Below are 18559 nucleotides of genomic sequence, written 5' to 3'. Positions count from 1 at the left end.
AAGGTCGTCCACGGAGTTGCGACCAGTCGGCCGGTGAGGCGAGCACGTGGCTCCCGACGCCGCGAATGCCCCCTCGCTGCCACCTCGTGGCGGTGGGGTACGCCGCTACGAGTTCAGAGCACTCACCACGCGGGTGCAAGCTGCCAGCTCGATGCTCGACGTTTGGAGAACACCCTCAGGGGCTGCGTGACTGTCGACGGTGTCTCGACGTGACCGAGTGACAGTGAGAGGGCCGTGTCACCGGACGCTCAAGAGGTGATCGCGTGCAACCACTCTCGCACACTTCGTGCCGCGAATCCCGCAGTGTGGCATCGATTGGTAAGTCACAACGGAATCAGTCTCGAAGCGCTCGCAGAGGGAGATCATCTACCGCTCAAGCCGAAGGTTGGGTCTGCTGAATTCTTCTCAGGGCTCGTTTCGCGAGCGCCCAGCGATGCACCTCGGAGGGCCCGTCGTAGATGCGGAACGGCCGCGACTCTCGCGCAAGCCGAGCGATCGGAAGCTCGTCGGACACGCCAGTGGCGCCGCACATCTGCACCGAGCGGTCGATGACTCGGCATACGGCCTCAGCGGCGAAGCATTTGGCGATCGCAGTCTCCTCAGCGGCTGGGCTGCCGGCGTCGAGTTCCCAGCACGCTTTGATCATGAGCGCGCGGGTCGCAGCCAGATCGATCTCGTTGTCGGCAATCATCTCTTGCGTCATGCCCAGGTGCCCCAGCCGTGATCCGAACGCCTCGCGGTGCGCGACGTACTCGAGGGCGACGTCATGGGCTCGGCGCGCGGCTCCGAGCCAGCGCATCACGTGAGTCATTCGCGCCGGGCCGAGGCGCACTTGGGCGTAGGCGAAGCCGTCGTCGACGTCGCCCAGAACGGCCTCAGGTGGAACGAGCAGCCCGTCGAAGACAACTTCGCAATGGCCGCCGAGCATCGAGCTATCAAGGGTGCGGAGGTGACGTCCCACGGTGATGCCCGGTGAGCTGGCGTCTGCGAGGAACATGGTGGCGCCGCCACGGTCGCCGGGTGAGCCGGAGGTACGGGCCATGACGATGAAGAACGCCGCACCGTCCGCGCCAGTGATGAACCACTTTCGCCCATCGATGCGCCAACCGCGGGGCGTCCTCGTGGCGGTTGTCCGCAGCGCAGCCGGATCCGAGCCGGCGCCGGGGGAGGGCTCGGTCATCGCGAATGCCGAGCGCACCGCCCCAGTCGCCAGGGGGCGGAGAAAGCGTTCCTTCTGCTGGTGGTCAGCAACGTGGGCCAAGAGGTGCACGTTGCCTTCGTCTGGAGCGGCGATGTTCAGCGCGGTCGGCCCGAATAGAGAATAACCAGCGGCTTCGAAGACCGGCGCCCGATCACTCATGCTCAGTCCTGCACCCCCGTATTCGGAGTGCGCATGTGGTGCGAAGATGCCGGCTTCGCGCGCGGCGTGCTGCATGCTCAGGCGGACCTTGTCGCCCCCCGCACGTGCTATATCGCCGTCACAGGAGTCTTCAATGGGCAGAATCCGATCGCGAACGAAAGCCCGTGTTCTCTCGGCGAGCGCCGTCACAGCGGCCGAGTACGCAAGGTTGATCGTCATTCGATGTCCATCTACCGCAGCACCTCTGTATTTCGTGTCGGCCGTAACGGAACCGCAGACTCATTGCGAGGCGGTCTCATTCGCGTGAGGCGGCGACGCTGCGGGCGCATGCGACGCCTGAGCAGCCAACGGCGAATCGATCAGGCGGGCGGGGGAGCACTCGGCGTTGATCCACCGTCAAAAATGTAGGTCTCTTCATTGAACGACACCGCACCGCTGGCGTCGATCCGTCGGAAGTTCATGGTCTGGTACATCGACCCCGCCGCACCCTCGAATTCACCTGTACCGCCGATGATTTGACCGCGGCCTCTGCTGGCGGGACCGTCGGTGGCAACTACGGGCAATTCACCCGACCACGGTTCCCCAGTACTGGCCACTTTGCCGAACAGTTCGATCAGGTCCGGATGAGCATAGTTCTTGGTCTGGTAGGACACGAGTACGCCGCGGCCGGGAAGCGTAATCGTGAACGCCACGTGCAGTGTCTCGCCGTCGGTCCACTCGAGCTCGCTGCCGATCCCGATTCCGCGTCCATCGGCATCGCGGATCTTGGTCAGAATCGCGACCTGATTCTTCAGCGGGGTATCGGCCAGGTTCTCGATTCCCGGTGGAAAGGGCGGTTGCGCCACCGATCCGTCGTGGGTAATGGCGATGACGTCATCGGGAGTGCTCCAGTAGAAACGCTTGACGACGGGTTCGTTCATGGCCTTCCTTTCGCTGATGCACCAACGCTGATATCGGTGCTACAGATCGCTGATGCGGCTTTGCAACCAGCAGAGCGGCGCGACAATCAATATACGACCGTCGCGGCGGTCGGTAAATGGTTTTTGGCTATCTAGTGCGCAGAACCCGTGGACTGGTCGTGCAATGGCGTGAGGATGCCGGCCGGGAACTGCTCGGCGCCGTGGACGAGCATACGGCGACGGGCAATTCGCCACGTTCCGTTCTCGCGTTGCAATCGGTCGACGTACCGACCGTAGACGACCGGTCGTGCGGACGAATCGCGCACCGCGTGCCAGGCCTGCACGTAGCACGTGGTGCGTGCGTGCTCGGGGTCGTCGAAGTGCACTTCCACGTTCGAGATGTGGTGACTGGTCGCGACTATGGAGCGCAGTTGGGCGGTGATCCACCGGGAAATTGCGTTGGGGGAGTCAAGGGTGTCCTCGACTCGAGAGCCGTACACGGCAATGCAGTCATCGGTGAACAGGTCGGCGACCGCGTCGACGCGTCGTTCGTCGATCAGGCGCGCGTAGCGGTGCAAGACGTCTGCGATCGCGACGCGGCTCCCGAGCTCGTCGAGAATTGATTCGTCGGCCGGCATACGTACTCCTTTCGGCGTTCGCGTGACATCGCGCGAACTGGGACCAGTCTGGTGCTTCCTTGACCGGCTGATGGGCTGTTGCTACGGTCACAATATTCGACCGACGCGCCGGTCGTGTTTATTTCGGTCGAGGAGTCGTGACCACGCAGGGCGTGGGCCGCCGATGCATCGTCGCAGTGGAAACGAGGATTAGATGACAGCCACCGAGCACCAGGAAGCGCCACTATCCGTCGATGGCGTGGACACGTCGCACGACGCCATCGAGCGCGCGTATACCGCGTTCGACACGGCCATCAACCAGGGGATCGTCGACGGCCACGCGATGATGACTCAGTTGGCGGCGCAGGGCACGGTGTTGCGCGGCAGGGGCAACGAGATCGGCGGCTGGACGCTGCCGACGATCTTCAAGCTGCCCAGCGACATGGACACCAGGATGGTGTTGTCCTACGACCTGGTCACGCAATGTCTGCGCGACGCGGAGACCTTCAAGCACAAAATGTATCCCGACGTGGGCGGCGAGACATTCCTGCACATGGACGGCCCCGAACACCGCCGATACCGCCTCCTGCTCGGCGAGGTGTTCAGCCCAGGGGCATGTAAACGATGGAGTGAGAACGTCGTCAAGCCGCTCGTCGAGAAGATGGTCGAGGAGATCGCCGGTCGGCAGGAGCGTCGCGCCGAGCTGCGTACCGAGTTCTGCGACCTGCTTCCGTCATACGTCTTCGGGGCCATCATGGGTGTGCCCGATGAAGATTACGAGAAGCTGAAAGCATGGGCCTACTACGTCATCGCGGCACCGGTTGACGAGAACTCCGCCCAGCAGGCCGCACTTCTCGGTCAGTATCTGGGGGCGCTGGTGGCGCAACGCCGAGCCCTGAGCGAAGACGAGCTCATGAGCCGTAACGATCTGGTCAGCGCCATGATTCGAGCCAGCCACCCCGATCACGGGTCGCTGTCTGACGAAGAGATCGTCAGCGCTCTGTTCATCCTCACTGCGGCGGGCAACGAAACGACGGGTCGAGGTCTCACCACGACGCTCTACTATCTGTTGTCGACCCCAGGTGCGATCGCCGAGGTCACCGACAATCGGGCCCTGATCGTGGCCGCGCAGGAAGAGGCCATGCGGTTGTCGCCGGCGGGCGGCAGCTTCGAGTTACGGCTCGCAGTGGCGGACACCGAGCTGGGGGGTGAGCCGATTCGCGCAGGCACAGGGGTCATCACCAACCTGTACACCGCCAACAGGGATCGGGCACGCTGGGAGCGGCCCGACGAGTTCGACCTGCACCGTAAACGGGCCCAGACCGTCGCGTTCGGCTACGGACCGCACATGTGCATCGGTATGCATCTGGCCCGCACGGAGATGTCCGACGGCCTCAACGTACTTCTGGACAGGCTGCCAAACCTCCGATTCGACAGCGACGCCGAGATTCCACAGATCGAGGGCATGTGGTTTACCGGGGTGTCGAAGCTACCCGTGGTGTGGGGTTAACCGGCGCGCTGCCGGTTCGGCGTCGTGCGGCGGGACATGCGTTCATGCCGCTTTCTTCACATTCACGCTCGTCACCGGATACGCCGATCGCTCTTAGCCGGAGATCTCTCGGGACTCGCGCAGACGTGGGTAGCCGAGTCGGCGGTCCTCAGCTGGCCGACCAGCGCTCTCAGCCCCGGCTCGCTCGGCGTGCCCACGTATCCCTCGACCCAACGAATCAGCGATGCGCAGAGATCCGTCGGCACCGGATGGTGTAGCTGTACTGCCCTGACGAGCAGTACTTCTATGGCCGTGAACGACTCCCCTGCGCCGAGATCGGCGTAGATGCGGTTGCGCGTCGTCTTTCCAAGACTCGGTGCGAGAGCGGCCGCCAGATCCCAGGCCAGCTCAGCCTGGGTGCAGGGCGGCGCGACAGCGGATTGAGCTTCGCGCTCCGGTTCCGGCGGGAACGGCATCATGGCCAGGTGCGCGGTCACGGTCGACGGGGTTCCGCGCCGTGGCGTGCGATGACGATGTTGCCCACCGCGGCGTTGGCCGATAGTCGGCTCACCGCCATCACCAGTTCCGCGACATCGGCGGTCTTGATCATCGCGCTCCTCGGCCCGTCGATCCACGCGGTCATGTCGGTATCGACGAATCCGGGTGACAATGCGGTGGCGGTGATGCCGTTGTCGCACTCTTCGAGGGTGACCGTCTCACACAGGGAGATCAGCGCCGATTTGCTGGCGCCGTAGGCGGCCAGGCCGGCTTCGGGATGGACTCCGGCGATCGAGGCGAGGGCGATTACCTTGGCGCCGTGGTCGGGATTGGACGACGCTGTCGAGCGGAGCAGTGGCAGAAGTTCCTGCAGAAGTATGTACGCTGATCGGACGTTGAGATTGAATGTCAGGTCGTAGCTTTTCAGGGTGCTCTCGGTGATGGGCGCGTAGTTGCCAAGGCCCGCGTTCAACACGAGTAAGTCGAGGCGGTCGTAGACGGCGCGGTGTTCGTGGGCCACGCGCCGCACATTGCCTTCAGCGGACAGATCAGCAGCCACGTGGTGAGTTCGCACGTCGTAGTCGGCGCGTATCTCGGCGGCGAACGTTTCCAGGCTATCGTTGCGCCGCGCGACCAGCATGAGGTCGTATCCTTGCCCGGCGAGCCGGCGGGCGATCTCACCGCCTATGCCGCGTGACGCTCCGGTGACCAGCGCGCAGCGTTGGCTCATTTCAGTCGACCTCGATTCCTTTGTCGTGCACTGTAATATCGCGCCCAATGAATTCTTCGAGCTCCATAGCTCGGACGAGGTGCTCATCGACGGTGCGCCGCCAGCAGCGTCGACCGTCGGGGGTGCGACCCACGATGGTCGCGGTTGAGGGGGTTTCGTTGGCGACGCCAGGGGTGACGGTGTATGACTCGAGAATCGCTCGGCCTCGGTAATCCAACGCCACGGCGCGCTTGGGGAGACCGTCAACCTCGCGCTGCACGTTCGACCAACGGAAACTGGAGCTCGGCGGATCAGTGGAGTACAGGGCCAACGCGTGCTTGGTGAGGAACATGCCGTTGGCCGTGCACAATCCGACCGCGCCGGGGTCGTTGCGTAGTGCGACCACCAATGCCGAGACAGCATGGGTGACGTAGTTGTTGCCGGGCCCGCCCGCGAAGGTGAGCCCACCGGTGACCGTAAGCGGCAGCGAAGAATTATCCGACCGCAGACCGAGTTCGGCGGCGGCGATCTGCACTGCCGACGGAAAGCAGGAGTACACGTCCGCATAACTGATGTCGTCGGGCTCGAATCCCGCAGTGTCGAGGGCGGTTCGGCCATTGGCCGCAATGGCCACCGAGCGGTGCAGTTCATCGCGCTCGCTGACGAACCAGTGCTCGTGGCTTTCAGCAGCGGAAAGCGGGAACACCCAACGATCTGTGGGCACGCCGACAGCGCGGGCGACCGCCGCTGAGGTGACGATGACCGCTGCTGACATGTCGACGAAGATGTTGGACGTGAGAAGCTTGGTGTAGGGGTAGCGGATCATGCGGTTCGACGGCGAGGGGGTAGCGATCTCTAGGGCAGACGGAGCGGTCTGGGACCACGCGTGCTCGTTGGTCTTCGCGACTTCGGCGAAGCGGTGCCACAGCTCGCCGAGGTGTGTGCGGTGCTCGGCGAGGCCTCGGCCAGCGGCGGCGCGGAGGGCGTTCTCGAAAATGGCGTAGAAATCCAACGGTATTGCGGCGCCTGCATCGCGCTCAGCGGCTAGCGCGGGCTCGCGATCGAGTAGGTGACGGGGATAGCCTGCAGGCTTTCCGTGTGGTTGAGGAGTCCAGTTCAACCGCGTGCCGGTGGTTTTGGCCAACCGGCGGCTGCGGAAGGCTTCCGCTCCGGTAATGACGACGACGTCGTGTTCACCGGCGGACACAGCGCGTGCGGCTCTGGAGATGAGCACCTGGGGCTGTTCCCCGCCGATGGGGGAGTTGGTGCGGTGACGCGGTGAGATGCCAAGTGTCTCAGCCACGGTGGATGCGGCGTCGTCGTACACCCAGCTCGTGAGTGCGACTGTCCACAGGCCAGTAGCCAGCTTCAGGAGTCGGTGACCGGGGCCGGCGTCGGCGGCGGCTCGCCGCACCGTCTCTGCCATCATGGCTGCCGGCTCGGGCGAATCGGCCGGGTCAGTCGGGTGATGCGTCCATTGGCCGACTCCAACAATGACGGGGGTGTGGTCGGCGACGCGTGCGGTGCTCATGAGTGGGCGGCGAGGTCGAGCACTTCGGTCCACGCAACGTCGCCGCGTTCGAACAGGCGGCGGTAGGCGAGTAGCGGACGGGCCATGTTCACGCTCAACGCCGCAGACAAATGGTCACCTCTGCGGTAGAGCGCCACGAATTTGCGTTCGGACAGCGTTCCGGCCGAGATCAGTACTTCGTCGTGACCATCGGTGGAGCCGTAGATCTGAATCTTGCGGTCGAACTGGTCTGACCACACCCAGGGCACGGGCATGTATCCGTGCTCGGGTCGCGGCGAATCGAGCAGTGTGGCGGCGGCGTGAGAGGCTTGGCGTCCTGCGTTGTCCCAGTGCTCGATACGGCGAAACTGCTTGGTGGAAGCGTTCGGCCATCGAGCGATGTCACCTACGGCAAGTACACCGGGTGCGGCGATCAGGTCCTTGTCGCAGACCACCCCGTCCTCAAGGCTCAGCCCCGAGCCGTGAAGCCATTCGGTGTTGGGCTGCGCCCCGATCGCGACGACGGCGACGTCGCAGGCGACCGATGAGCCGTCGGAGAGATCCAGCCCCGTGAGTCCGCCGCCAGCGTCAACCGTCCAGCCGGCGACGCTGATGCCCAGCCGCACATCGACACCGTGATCGCTGTAGTGCTCGGCGAGGCACCGCCCGACCGTCGATCCGACCGCGCGGACCAGCGGAAACGGTGCGGGTTCGATGAGGGTTACCGGCAGGCCCCGCTGGCGGCAGCTGGATGCGACTTCGGCGCCGATGAACCCGCCGCCGACGACGGCTACGCGGTTCGGCGACTTGTCCAGGTCGGCGAGCAGCGAGGTGGCGTCCGTCAGGGAGCGGACGACGTGGACGCGGCGCACGTCGCACAACGGCAACCGGCGAGCCCGTGTGCCGGTGGCGATGACGAGCTGATCGAAGTGCAGCTCGTCTCCGGTGTGCAGAGTGACAGTACGGGTGTCCAGACTCAGCTTGACAGCTCGAGTCGCCGGCAGCACGTCGGCATCCACGTCGAGATTGGCCGTGAGCCGGTCCGGAGTCCACTGTCCGGTGAGCACTTGTTTGGACAGCGGAGGGCGGTCGTAGCCAACGTGGTCTTCATCGCATACGAGCACTACCCGACCCGTATAACCCCGCTCGCGCAGCATGTGAGCTGTCTTCACGCCCGCCGCGCCGCCGCCGACGATGACGACGTCGCGGTCCTTCATGCTGTGATGCTGTGAGCCGAGAATTTCACGCCCGCAGATTACCAGACCGACGCGACGGTCGGATTTTGTTTCGCCAATCCGTTGACGACGTCCTGGCACAGTCCCTAAACTTCGACCGACCCGCCGGTCGTTTATTGAGCAGCGAGGAGGCAGCGTGGCCCACAACGTGGTGATTTCCCGAATCAGGATCAAGGACGGTCAACGCGAGGCGGCGCTCGAGGCGCTCCGCGAGGAGATCGTGGCCTCCCACGAAGAAGACGGCGTCCTGAAGTTCACCCTCCACGAACATCCCGACAATCCTCTCGAGTTGTTGGCGGTGGAGGTGTACCGGACGCCCGAGGACATCGCCACCCACTATCGTCAGCCGCACTGCGTCAAACTCATCTCGCGCATGGGAGAGCTTTTCGACGGCGTTCCTACCGCCGATCGATTCGTCAGTCTTTCGGTGGGGACTTCGGCCAAAGGCGTCATCGCGTGAACAGATCGCAATCGCATCTGGGGGACCCGCAGTGAAGGTCAGCGTCGACCGTGACCTCTGCCAGGTCAATGGAGTCTGTATGGCTCTCGCACCAACGGTTTTCGAGCTCGACGACGATCTCGATCTGCACGTTCTGGTGGACGAAGTGCCTGCAGATGCTGAAGCCGACGTGCGAGAAGCGGCCCTACAATGCCCCCGGTCCGCATTGTCGGTTACCTCATGAGTGAGCTCGCCGACGAAGCGACCTCACTCGCGGACTTCGACTCCTCTGTGCGCCAGTGGTTTCAAGCCCAAGGTGTTGTACCTCGGACACCTTCGGCGACGAGGGTCTGGGGGCAGGGCTCCGACGACGTCTCGGTATTCGACGACGTCGACGATGCGGAACTGGCCGACCGTTTGGCGGCTATGGCGGCATGGCAACGTGCAAAATTCGACGCCGGCTACGTGGACTCGTTGGGTGCAGCCGAACACCCAACACCACTGCCGCAGCGGTTACTGCGCCGATACAGAGAGCTCGAAGCCGAGTATGAGGTTCCCGAGGCCGGGGAACTCCCGGTGGTGTCAATTGCTCTGATCGCCCCGACCATCGCCGCGCTGGGCCACGCCGACCAACGCAAGCGATTCCTGCGTCCGCTACTACGGATGGAGGAAGTGGCGTGCCAGCTGTTCAGTGAGCCCGATGCCGGCTCCGATCTCGCTGGCGTCCAGACCCGTGCGGCCCGTGACGGCGACGCCTGGTTGCTCAACGGTCGTAAGGTGTGGACCTCCGGGGCGCGATTCGCTCAGTGGGGCTTGGCTATCGCCCGCAGTGAACCCGGCTCTGATCGGCACCACGGACTCACGGCGTTCCTCGTGCCGCTCGACGCCGACGGGGTCGTGATCAGACCGATACGCCAGATCACGGGGGGAACGAGTTTCAACGAGGTCTTCCTCGATGAGGTACGCGTTCCTGACGACTTGCGTCTCGGCGATGTCGGTGCCGGCTGGACGGTCGCTATGACCGTCCTGGCGTTTGAACGGGACCATTCCACTGGTGGAGGTCACAGTGCTGGAGGACAATTCAGCGATGTTCTCGCTGCGGCGCGGCATTTCGGCCGCACCGACGACCCGATGATCCGCGATGCCCTGGCGGACCTGTTCATCCACGCCCGGATCGAGGAGCTGACCAACCAACGCGCAGCGGCCAAGGCGCAACACGGTGCCGCCCCGGGCGCCGAAGGTTCGATCAGCAAATTGCTCTGGACTCAGAACATGAGCCGCATCTCGGTCGTGGCCGCGAAGGTGCTCGGTGAGCGGCTGATCGCCGACACGGAGGAATGGGGCACTTTCGCGTGGACGTCCCATTTATTGGGCGCACCCGGCTACCGCATAGCCGGAGGCACCGACGAAATTCAGCGCAACATCCTCGCCGAGCGGATCCTGGGCCTACCGCGCGAACCCAGGCCGTCGTGACGACGACGAACGAAGGAAACCTAGCATGAGTCTCATCGAGACCGTCGTCGCCGAAGAACACCTCGAGGTGACCGATGGCCAAGTGTCGCTCGTTGCGGCGAGGTGCCGCGGCTGCGGGGCGACCGTCTTCCCAAGCCAGCCGAGCTGTCCACGATGCACCGCTTCAGATATGGCGCGGTGGGTCCTGCCGCCTCAAGGACTGCTGTGGTCCTACACCATCCAACGGTTCCCGCCCAAGGCGCCCTACGACGGGGCTGGCCGAAGCGAATTCGATCCCTACGGCGTCGGTTACGTCGACTTCGACGTCGTCATCGTGGAGGGCCGGCTCACCACGGCGGCTCCCGCAGAGTTGCGCATCGGCCAAGCTGTGAAGGTCGTGCTCGCTCCTTACGCAACCGACGAGGATGGGCGAGTGTTGCATACGTTCGCCTTCGAGCCCGTGGGAAACCTCGATGATGAGTGACGCCAGCGAGAACGACCAGCAGCGCGACACGGGCGGCGTCGCAATCGTCGGTATCGGCATGCACCGATTCGGTCGTACTGACGGGGTGAGCGGCAGACAGCAGGGAGCTTCCGCCGTGCGTGCCGCACTGGCTGATGCGGGAATTGGCTGGCACGACGTTCAGGTCGCCGCGGGAGGGAGCATGTCCGCCGGCGCCGCCGACACTCTCGTCTCCGACCTCGGCCTGACCGGTCTGACGTTCATCAACGTCACCAACGGCTGCGCCACCGGCGGAAGTGCCCTGACCGTAGCAGCCAATGCCATCACCAGCGGCTCCGCCGATGTCGCGATGGCCATCGGTTTCGACAAGCACGATCGCGGTGCCTTCAACGCCGAGCCCGCAGACTGGGGACTGGGGCAGTGGTATGGCCGAGTCGGCCTGATGCTCACCACGCAGTTCTTCGCCCTGAAGACGCAGCGCTACTTGTACGAACACTGTCTCGACGCCGCGTTGTTGGCTAAAGTCGCGGCCAGGGCCTTTCGGAACGGGTCGATCAACGACATGGCGTGGCGACGAAAGCCGTTGTCCGAGAACGATATTGCCGAGGCGCCCATGGTGAGCGACCCTCTCACGCAGTACATGTTGTGCTCACCGGGTGAGGGGGGTGTGGCCCTGGTGCTGTGCCGGGCCGACCTCGCCCGCCGCTTCACAACGCGTCCCGTCTTCCTCCGAGCGGTCAGTGCCAGAACCCGCCGCTACGGTTCGTTCGAAGTTTTCAGCCCGTGGCTGTCGTCGCAACGTGGCTCGGGGCCCACCGAGGACGCCGCCCGCGCGGCCTTCGAGCAAGCCGGAGTTGACCCCGGTGATGTCGCCGTGGCGCAATTGCAGGACACCGATGCGGGTTCGGAGCTCATACACATGGCCGAGACGGGATTGTGCGAGCACGGAGAACAAGCCGCACTGGTCTCATCTGGCGCGACGGAGATTGGTGGCGCATTGCCGGTGAACACCGACGGAGGGTGTCTGGCGATGGGCGAGCCGATCGGCGCCTCAGGGCTGCGACAAGTCTACGAGACCGTGCTCCAGCTGCGTGGTGACGCCGGGCGACGGCAGGTCCCCGGGGACCCTGGCGTTGGCTTCACCCACGTCTACGGCGCACCCGGTGTCAGCGCCTGCACCGTCCTGACCCGTTGAGAGGCGACATGACAATTACGACGAGCACCGACGACGTCAACGAGCTGAAGTCCGTCCTACGCGACTTCCTGACAGCAACGGCGTCGAGCGAGCACGTCCGGCGCACCATCGAAACGGCCGACGGCTTCGATGCCACGCTGTGGGGACGTATGGTGAACGAGCTCGGACTGCCCGGCCTGGCGGTCCCGGAGGACTACGGCGGCGGAGGCTACGACGCATCGGTCCAGCTCGCCGTTTTCGAGGAATTGGGTCGATCGCTGGCCTGCGTCCCCTACCTGTCGACGGTAGGTCTGGCCATCCCGGCACTGCTCGCCTGCGCGGCAAGCCCCGTTCGGTCGGAGCTACTGCATCGCCTGGCGGCGGGCGAGATCACCGCAGCGGTCGCGCACACGGCCACCGATGGAACACCGAGCGGGGTGACTGCGAAGGCAGAGAATCCCGACTCCGACCGGGCCGTGTTGCACGGCGAGACGAGCTTCGTCATCGACGGCGCGTCGGCCGATGTGGTGCTCGTTGCGGCCCATGACGGCGCCGAACTGCAACTGTATGTGGTCGACGCGTCATCAGCTGGCGTCAGCCGCAAGCCGATGCGGGTACTGGACCAGACTCGGCCAATGGCCCACATCGTCTTCAACGCCACACCGGCGAGACGGATCAGTGTCGGCGACGCGGGGGCAGTGCTCGATGTGGCTGTCGACGAGGCCAACGCCATGATTGCGGCCGAACAACTCGGCGGCGCTGCGCGCTGCCTCGATATGGCAGTGGAGTACGCCAAGATCCGCCAGCAGTTCGGTCGGCCGATCGGCAGCTTCCAGGCAGTGAAACACAAGTGCGCCGACATGCTCGTCGCCGTGGAATCGGCTCGATCCGCCGTCGATCATCTCGCCGCCGTTCTGCGATACGACCCGAGCGCCCTTCATACCGCAGCGCCACTGGCGAAAGCGTTCTGCTCTGAGGCGTACACCTTCGTCGCAGGCGAGAACATCCAGGTGCACGGCGGCATCGGATTCACGTGGGAGCACGATGCGCACCTGTACTTCCGCCGAGCCCATAGCACCGCGATCCTGCACGGCGACAGTGCGTTCCAGCGACGCACCCTCGCCGACCGTCTCAAGTTCTGAGCTCAGGTGGCCCCACCGCCACGTCGGCCCTTCGCTGCGGGCAGCGTATCGCTGGGTCTACATCCGGACACCGAACTGTCCGCACGCGGCCAGATCGACCTACTGCTGCAACAGGCGGTAGTCGCCGAGATTGCCGGTTTCGACGGCGTGACGCTCAGCGAGCACCACAACGGGTTCCCCGGATATCTGCCCCAGCCCCTCCTGGTCACCAACTGGCTGCTAGCTGCGACATCGACGGTGTGGTCGGGACCCGCGCCCACAATCCTCTCGGTGCGCAACGGACGCCTATTCGCCGAAGAACTGGCGTGGACGGCAACCAAATTTCCCGGCCGCGTCACCGCTGCACTCGCCCCCGGTTACGCGCGCGCCGATTTCGATTATCTGAACGTGCCCTACGGTGAAAGAGCGCAACGTTTCGAACGGCAGCTGCGCGCCCTGACACAGACCCTGCATACGTCCGGAGATTGCTCTGATGGCGACGCGGCGGCACGGGGCTGGCCGGCCTCCGGGGCGCCTGTTCTCGTCGCTGCCAACAGTGCCGGAGGCGTTGCTCGCGCTGCACGCTTTGGTCTAGGCGTGATGTTCCCCGGAGGGGAAGATCCGGTTCGTCTTGCCAGACTGTCGCAGCAGTACCGCGCTCTGGGAGGGCCCGGCCCGGTCGTGTGGACTCGGACAGTGTGGCTGGGTGAGCTTCCCGCGGATGTGAGCGCGCGATTCCGTCGCCGCTATCAGGACGCGGCAGACACGACGATGCGCCAACACAGCGGCTTCCGAATCGGAATTGCGTGTGGGGATGCGCGTGATATCGCGGCGGAACTCGCCGAGGAACACCACACGATCGGTGCCGACGCCATCGACGTGCGCCTGCACCTTCCTGGTGTCCCCTCCGAAGACATCACCGCCATGATCGACAGCGTCGGAACACAGATGGTTTCGCTGTTGCGCGCTTTGATGTAGCGCGCCGCGTTGTGTCTCAGAGCGCACGGCGTCCTTGCCCGCGGACAGCATTCCGAGGTGCGCTCGCCCCTATACGAAGGCCACGGTTTCACCGTCCGACGACCTTGCAACCTCGGCTATCTCGTCGGCGAACTTCTCGCGAGCTGCGTCCTGCAAGCGTGGAAGATGCTGGGTGGGGAACAGGTCCTGCGTGCCCTCGTACTGGCGCAGTAGTTGCCGCGCGAGGGTGCTCTTGTGCACCTCGGTGGCTCCGTCGACGAGGCCCATCTGAAATGAGTTCATGATCATCTGCCCGAATGGCATCTCCTCGGAAGCGCCTAGGGAGCCGTGGATCTGCAGCGCGCGAGCAGCCACATCGTGCAACACCGCGGGCATCGCCGCCTTCACGGCCGAGATGTCGCCGCGGACTTTTCGGTAATCGTTGTACTTGTCGATTTTCCACGCTGTTTGCATCACCAGCAGTCTGAATTGCTCGATCTGTATCCACGAATCAGCGATCATGTGCTCGACGGCCTGCTTGCGGGACAACTGGCTGCCGTCGGTGAAACGTGAGAGTGCGCGTTCGCAGAGCATCTCGAACGCGTACCGGACCAGCCCCACGGTACGCATGGCGTGGTGGATTCGACCGCCACCCAATCGGGTCTGAGCGACGACGAAACCGTCGCCTCGTTCTCCGAGTATGTGGTCCCGCGGAATGCGTGCACCCTCATAGCGAATGTAGGCGTGGGTTCCCTCAGCTTCGGCAAACCCGGCCATTCCCACATTGCGTACGATGTTGACGCCTGGCGTCTGGGCGGGCACGACGAACATCGACATCCGGCGGTGCGGTTCGGCATCGGGGTCGGTGACGGCTAGGACGATAAGGAAATCGGCGAACCGAGCGTGCGAAGTGAACCATTTTTCGCCGTCGAGAACCCAAGACTCGCCGTCCAATTCGGCTCGACACGTGAACTGAGTGGGGTCCGACCCGCCGCGCGGCTCGGTCATCGAGAAGGCCGAGACGACCTCGTTGTCCAACAGCGGCTGCAGATAGCGTCGCTTGAGCTCGTCGGTTCCGTAGTGCGCGAGGATCTCGGCGTTCCCGGAGTCGGGTGCGTGGCAGCCGAAGACAATGGGCGCCCAGGGGCTTCGGCCGAGTACTTCGTTCAACAGCGCCAATTTCAGTTGCCCGTAACCCGGCCCTCCGAGCTCGGGGCCGAGGTGGCAGGCCCACAATCCTTCCCGACGAACCTGGGCCTGCAGGGGCGGTATCAGCGCCTGACGCAGGGGGTCGGCCATGTCGAAACCGTGCTCGAGTACGTGGTCGAGCGGTTGCACTTCACTACGCACGAACCCCTCAGCCCAGTCCAGTTTGGCCTGGAAGTCGGTATCGGTTTCGAATCCCCATGACATGTTCTGCCTCCTCAAGCATCCGCGGGGGTGGTTGGTTGACCGATGACTCCCGCGCGGGCAAGAGCCTCGATGTCCTCGTCGCCGAGTCCGGTCATCATCGCGACATCGTGTCGTGTGAGTTGCGTCCCTGTCGGTCGGTCTTGCTGTTTCGGTCGCTGCCCTCCGTATTGCACGGGATGAGCCACTTCGAAGCCTCGGCTTCGTGCCCGAATCGCGTCGCGATGGCGCAAGTGGGCGTCGAGGCGGACGTCGTCGACCGTGTGCAACGCTGAGACGGGAATGCCGTCTGTGTGGGCTCGGTCGACCAATGTCGCGCAGTCCCACTGCACGATGGTTTGCCTGAGGCGCTCAGTCAGCATGCGGCGGTGCGTCATTCGTCCGTGGTGGTCGTTGAAGGGGGCGCCGGTGAGATCTTCGACGCCGAGTGCGTTGCACAGGCGGTCCCAGAACTCGTCCTCGACTGCAGCTACCGCGACGCGTCGTCCGTCACGGCAACGGTAGATGCCGTAGCCGGGAGCCAGACTGCCGACGTCGTCGGGCCTGATCGGCTCGCCTTGCATGGCGCGCCCCCATCCGACCGCCGACAGCGCCAGCGAGGCCTCACTGAGTGACACATCCAGGTGCACCGGTTGTGAAGGGATGCCTGCGAGTGTGGCGCAGATTGCCGTCGCAGCGTAGAGCGCTCCACCGAGGTCCGCTGCGGCGAACGGTCCCTGTTGAGGATCGTCGTCGACGGCGAGCTGGACGGCGAACCCGCCCGCGACGGCGGTGTAGTTCACGTCGTGGCCTGCGTCGGCGGCTCGCGGGCCTTCTTGCCCGTATCCAGTCAACGAGCAGTACACGACCGCCGGCGAAAGTGCCGACACGTCGGCGAAGCCGATTCCGAGGCGGTCCATCACGCCAGGGCGAAAACCTTCGACGACCACATCGACGCCGTTGAGCAGGCGACGGCACACGTCCAGTCCGCGAGGATCCTTAACATCGATTGCGAGGACCCTTTTGGCGGAATTGAGTCCTTCGTAGAGTCCCGGCATAAAGCGGCGGACGGGGTCTCCGCCGAGGGGCTCGACCTTCACCACGTCGGCCCCGAGTTCGGCGAGGATCTTGGTGCAGTGGGGCCCGGGCACGTACAACGAAAAGTCGACGACGGTGCGGCCCCGCAGCGGGGTTGTCGTCACCCCGTCGACTCGGTCTGGGGGTAGAAGCGGCCGCACCAGTCGCGCACTGACTTGACGAGCAGCCCCTCGGGCTTCGTGTAGGCCGCCTTGTCCAGGTATTTCATGTTGTTCCAGATGGGCATGTCGCGATCGGCCTGCTTGATTTGCTCCTGCACTCTCTTGAGCGCGCGCCCCTTCGGGCGGTCACCGTCCTCATTGGGGTCCTGAATCGTCAAGACCGTGATGAACAGATCGGAGTGGTCCAGATCGACGGGTGTCTGGGTCTGTAGCAGCACGGCGTTGTCGAGCAGCTCCCCGAACTCGACCATGACCGTTCCAACGCCGAAAAGCAAAGTTCGGCCGACATTTTCGATGGGCCCGTCAGGGGTGAGCCACGTGCTCTTCTTGCCGTGCCCGATGATCGTCTTGTGGCGTACCTCCATGGTGTCACCGAGGTCGTTGAGTTCCAGGACGTCAATCTTGCCGGTGTTCTTGTGCACCCAGCGGAGGTGATCGAGGTCGGTGACGTTCTCGGTGACATATTGCGGTCTAGCGTGCACCTTGTCCCACTTGTAGACGCAGTCGGGAAAGACGGGCAGGAACTCCTGATCGTTTCGCCGTTCGGTGGGCGGTTCACAGGTCGGGGATCGCCGCAGTTCGTCGTGCCAGATCCACACGATGCCGTTGGTCTCGGCGGTTTCCCACACTCGGATGCTTCGGCCGCTCGGCTTGTCTTGCGACGGCACATCAAGGTTGAGGCCATCGGGTGCCCATCGCCATCCGTGAAAAGGACAGATGACGTCGCAGCCTTCCACCCAGCCGCCGTGGCCGATGTGCGCTCCCATATGTGGGCAGTGCGCGGCCATCACCACCGGTCGGCCGTCTTCGGTGCGGTACACGATCAAATCGCGGCCGAAGTAGTGGATGGGCTTGATGGTCTTGGGTTCGACCTCGTCGCTCCACGCCACCTGGAACCATCCCGTGGGGTAGGTGTCGTGCGGGAAGGTGTCGTCGAGCACCTCGTATTCTCTAGGCATCGCACATCCCTCTCGTGAGTGCGCGGCCAGATGAAAAGCCGACCGTCGCGTCGGTCTATTCGATCACTAGGAGATGTCGACTGTCAACGCATCAGGCCGCGGCTCCGGCGGGAGGGTGGTGGCTGGATGGTAAGTTAACACGACCGACGGGACGGTCTATCGCGGCTCGAACGAAGCCGTGCGACGCGACGTTGGCCGTTGGGCGCAGCCAGTGAACAGGACGTCACGTGACAACAGCACCCGGGGAACCACGACCCGTATTGGTAACGGTTCGGGACGGGATCATGGTCATCACCTTGAACCGGCCGCAGGCGCGTAACGCCGTGAACCGGGACGTCAGCCTCCTGGTCGGCGACGCACTCCACGCCGCACACGATGATCGTTCGGTGCGTGCGGTGATCCTGACCGGCTCAGGTGAGCGGTCCTTCTGCGCTGGTGCGGACCTGAAGGCAACGGCGCGAGGCGAGGACATCTACCACCCCGACCACAACGAGTGGGGATTCGCTGGTTACACACGCCATTACATTGACAAACCGACTATTGCTGCCGTCAACGGCGCAGCACTGGGCGGCGGTACGGAGCTGGTGTTGGCCAGCGATTTGGCAGTCGCGGTCATCGGTGCCTCCTTCGGGCTGCCTGAGGTGAAAAGAGGACTCATCGCAGGAGCAGGCGGCGCGTTTCGGTTGGCGGAACAGATCCCAAAGAAGATCGCGGCGGCCGCCCTGTTCACCGGCGATCCGATGAGCGCCGAGGAGGCGCGCCACCGGGGGTTGGTCAACGCGGTGGTGCCCGCGGATGCGCTACTCGACACGGCGTTCGCGCTCGCCCGGCAAATTGCGTCGAACGCCCCCTTGGCCGTGCGGGCCAGCAAGCGCATCTCCTACGCCAACGACGATGACGGTGTTCCCGATCGCGTTCAATGGCGAAGATCGTGGCGAGAGTTCAAGACCGTACTCGCGTCCGAAGACGCGAAAGAGGGTGTGCGCGCCTTCGCGGACAAGCGATCACCGATTTGGCGCGGGCTCTGAC

General features: G+C 64.3%; 19 protein-coding genes. 9 read left to right on the top strand and 10 right to left on the bottom strand.

The window, feature by feature from the left end; translation table 11 throughout:
* Positions 1-373: 373 nt before the first annotated feature.
* From DMB80_RS16420 to DMB80_RS16410, 3 genes are all read right to left on the bottom strand, one after another.
* Positions 374-1579 (bottom strand): acyl-CoA dehydrogenase family protein, encoded by a 1206-nt coding sequence (locus tag DMB80_RS16420; RefSeq protein ID WP_111510837.1) that lies wholly within the window; start codon positions 1577-1579, stop codon positions 374-376.
* Between the two features lie 140 nt (positions 1580-1719).
* Entirely contained in the window at positions 1720-2280 is a 561-nt protein-coding gene (locus DMB80_RS16415; protein WP_111510836.1) for a hypothetical protein, read from the bottom strand.
* A 131-nt stretch (positions 2281-2411) separates the two neighbouring features.
* Entirely contained in the window at positions 2412-2897 is a 486-nt protein-coding gene (locus DMB80_RS16410; RefSeq protein ID WP_111510835.1) for a nuclear transport factor 2 family protein, read from the bottom strand.
* A 193-nt stretch (positions 2898-3090) separates the two neighbouring features.
* On the opposite strand from DMB80_RS16410, the gene DMB80_RS16405 reads away from it, so the two are divergent.
* A complete protein-coding gene (locus tag DMB80_RS16405) occupies positions 3091-4386 on the top strand; it encodes a cytochrome P450 (protein ID WP_111510834.1) in 1296 nt (431 codons plus the stop codon).
* A gap of 71 nt (positions 4387-4457) precedes the next feature.
* Here DMB80_RS16405 and DMB80_RS16400 read toward each other — a convergent pair whose 3' ends face one another.
* From DMB80_RS16400 to DMB80_RS16385, 4 genes are read right to left on the bottom strand one after another with little or no spacing between them, the layout of a single operon-like run.
* Positions 4458-4862, bottom strand: coding sequence for a hypothetical protein (locus tag DMB80_RS16400; RefSeq protein WP_111510833.1), 405 nt, complete (start codon positions 4860-4862; stop codon positions 4458-4460).
* Positions 4859-5593 carry an SDR family NAD(P)-dependent oxidoreductase gene (locus DMB80_RS16395; protein WP_111510832.1) on the bottom strand — a complete coding sequence of 245 codons (735 nt, stop codon included), beginning with the start codon at positions 5591-5593 and terminating at the stop codon, positions 4859-4861. Before DMB80_RS16395 ends, DMB80_RS16400 begins: the two co-directional genes overlap by 4 nt.
* Position 5594: 1 nt before the next feature.
* Positions 5595-7103: an acetyl-CoA acetyltransferase gene (locus DMB80_RS16390; RefSeq protein WP_111510831.1), complete on the bottom strand. Its 1509-nt coding sequence runs from the start codon at positions 7101-7103 to the stop codon at positions 5595-5597.
* Positions 7100-8491: an NAD(P)/FAD-dependent oxidoreductase gene (locus DMB80_RS16385; RefSeq protein ID WP_162938567.1), complete on the bottom strand. Its 1392-nt coding sequence runs from the start codon at positions 8489-8491 to the stop codon at positions 7100-7102. The genes DMB80_RS16390 and DMB80_RS16385 overlap by 4 nt, the downstream gene beginning before the upstream one ends.
* Between DMB80_RS16385 and DMB80_RS16380 the strand changes: the two genes are divergently transcribed.
* From DMB80_RS16380 to DMB80_RS16350, 7 genes are read left to right on the top strand one after another with little or no spacing between them, the layout of a single operon-like run.
* A complete protein-coding gene (locus DMB80_RS16380; protein WP_162938566.1) occupies positions 8454-8777 on the top strand; it encodes a putative quinol monooxygenase in 324 nt (107 codons plus the stop codon). The genes DMB80_RS16385 and DMB80_RS16380 overlap by 38 nt on opposite strands.
* Positions 8778-8808: 31 nt before the next feature.
* Entirely contained in the window at positions 8809-9000 is a 192-nt protein-coding gene (locus DMB80_RS16375; protein ID WP_111510828.1) for a ferredoxin, read from the top strand.
* Positions 8997-10229 carry an acyl-CoA dehydrogenase family protein gene (locus tag DMB80_RS16370; protein WP_111510827.1) on the top strand — a complete coding sequence of 411 codons (1233 nt, stop codon included), beginning with the start codon at positions 8997-8999 and terminating at the stop codon, positions 10227-10229. The genes DMB80_RS16375 and DMB80_RS16370 overlap by 4 nt, the downstream gene beginning before the upstream one ends.
* Before the next feature lie 25 nt (positions 10230-10254).
* Positions 10255-10692, top strand: a complete 438-nt coding sequence (locus tag DMB80_RS16365; RefSeq protein WP_111510826.1) for a Zn-ribbon domain-containing OB-fold protein — start codon at positions 10255-10257, stop codon at positions 10690-10692.
* Entirely contained in the window at positions 10682-11866 is a 1185-nt protein-coding gene (locus tag DMB80_RS16360; protein WP_240431226.1) for a thiolase family protein, read from the top strand. Before DMB80_RS16365 ends, DMB80_RS16360 begins: the two co-directional genes overlap by 11 nt.
* Positions 11867-11874: 8 nt before the next feature.
* Positions 11875-12987, top strand: coding sequence for an acyl-CoA dehydrogenase family protein (locus DMB80_RS16355; protein ID WP_111510824.1), 1113 nt, complete (start codon positions 11875-11877; stop codon positions 12985-12987).
* Positions 12988-12993: 6 nt separating this feature from the next.
* Positions 12994-13944, top strand: coding sequence for an LLM class flavin-dependent oxidoreductase (locus DMB80_RS16350; protein WP_111510823.1), 951 nt, complete (start codon positions 12994-12996; stop codon positions 13942-13944).
* 69 nt (positions 13945-14013) lie between these two features.
* Here DMB80_RS16350 and DMB80_RS16345 read toward each other — a convergent pair whose 3' ends face one another.
* The 3 genes from DMB80_RS16345 to DMB80_RS16335 are packed head-to-tail and all read right to left on the bottom strand — an operon-like array spanning position 14014 to position 17530.
* Positions 14014-15336, bottom strand: coding sequence for an acyl-CoA dehydrogenase family protein (locus DMB80_RS16345; protein WP_111510822.1), 1323 nt, complete (start codon positions 15334-15336; stop codon positions 14014-14016).
* A gap of 11 nt (positions 15337-15347) precedes the next feature.
* Entirely contained in the window at positions 15348-16514 is a 1167-nt protein-coding gene (locus DMB80_RS16340) for a CaiB/BaiF CoA transferase family protein (RefSeq protein ID WP_162938565.1), read from the bottom strand.
* On the bottom strand, positions 16511-17530 hold the full coding sequence (locus DMB80_RS16335) for a Rieske 2Fe-2S domain-containing protein (protein ID WP_111510820.1): 1020 nt from the start codon (positions 17528-17530) through the stop codon (positions 16511-16513). Before DMB80_RS16335 ends, DMB80_RS16340 begins: the two co-directional genes overlap by 4 nt.
* Before the next feature lie 227 nt (positions 17531-17757).
* On the opposite strand from DMB80_RS16335, the gene DMB80_RS16330 reads away from it, so the two are divergent.
* Positions 17758-18558 (top strand): enoyl-CoA hydratase-related protein, encoded by an 801-nt coding sequence (locus DMB80_RS16330; protein WP_420812189.1) that lies wholly within the window; start codon positions 17758-17760, stop codon positions 18556-18558.
* Position 18559 lies beyond the last annotated feature (1 nt).

This window comes from Mycobacterium kyogaense (genome assembly GCF_003254575.1).
Lineage (GTDB): Bacteria > Actinomycetota > Actinomycetes > Mycobacteriales > Mycobacteriaceae > Mycobacterium > Mycobacterium kyogaense.
This window is presented reverse-complemented; position numbering and strand designations above follow the sequence as displayed.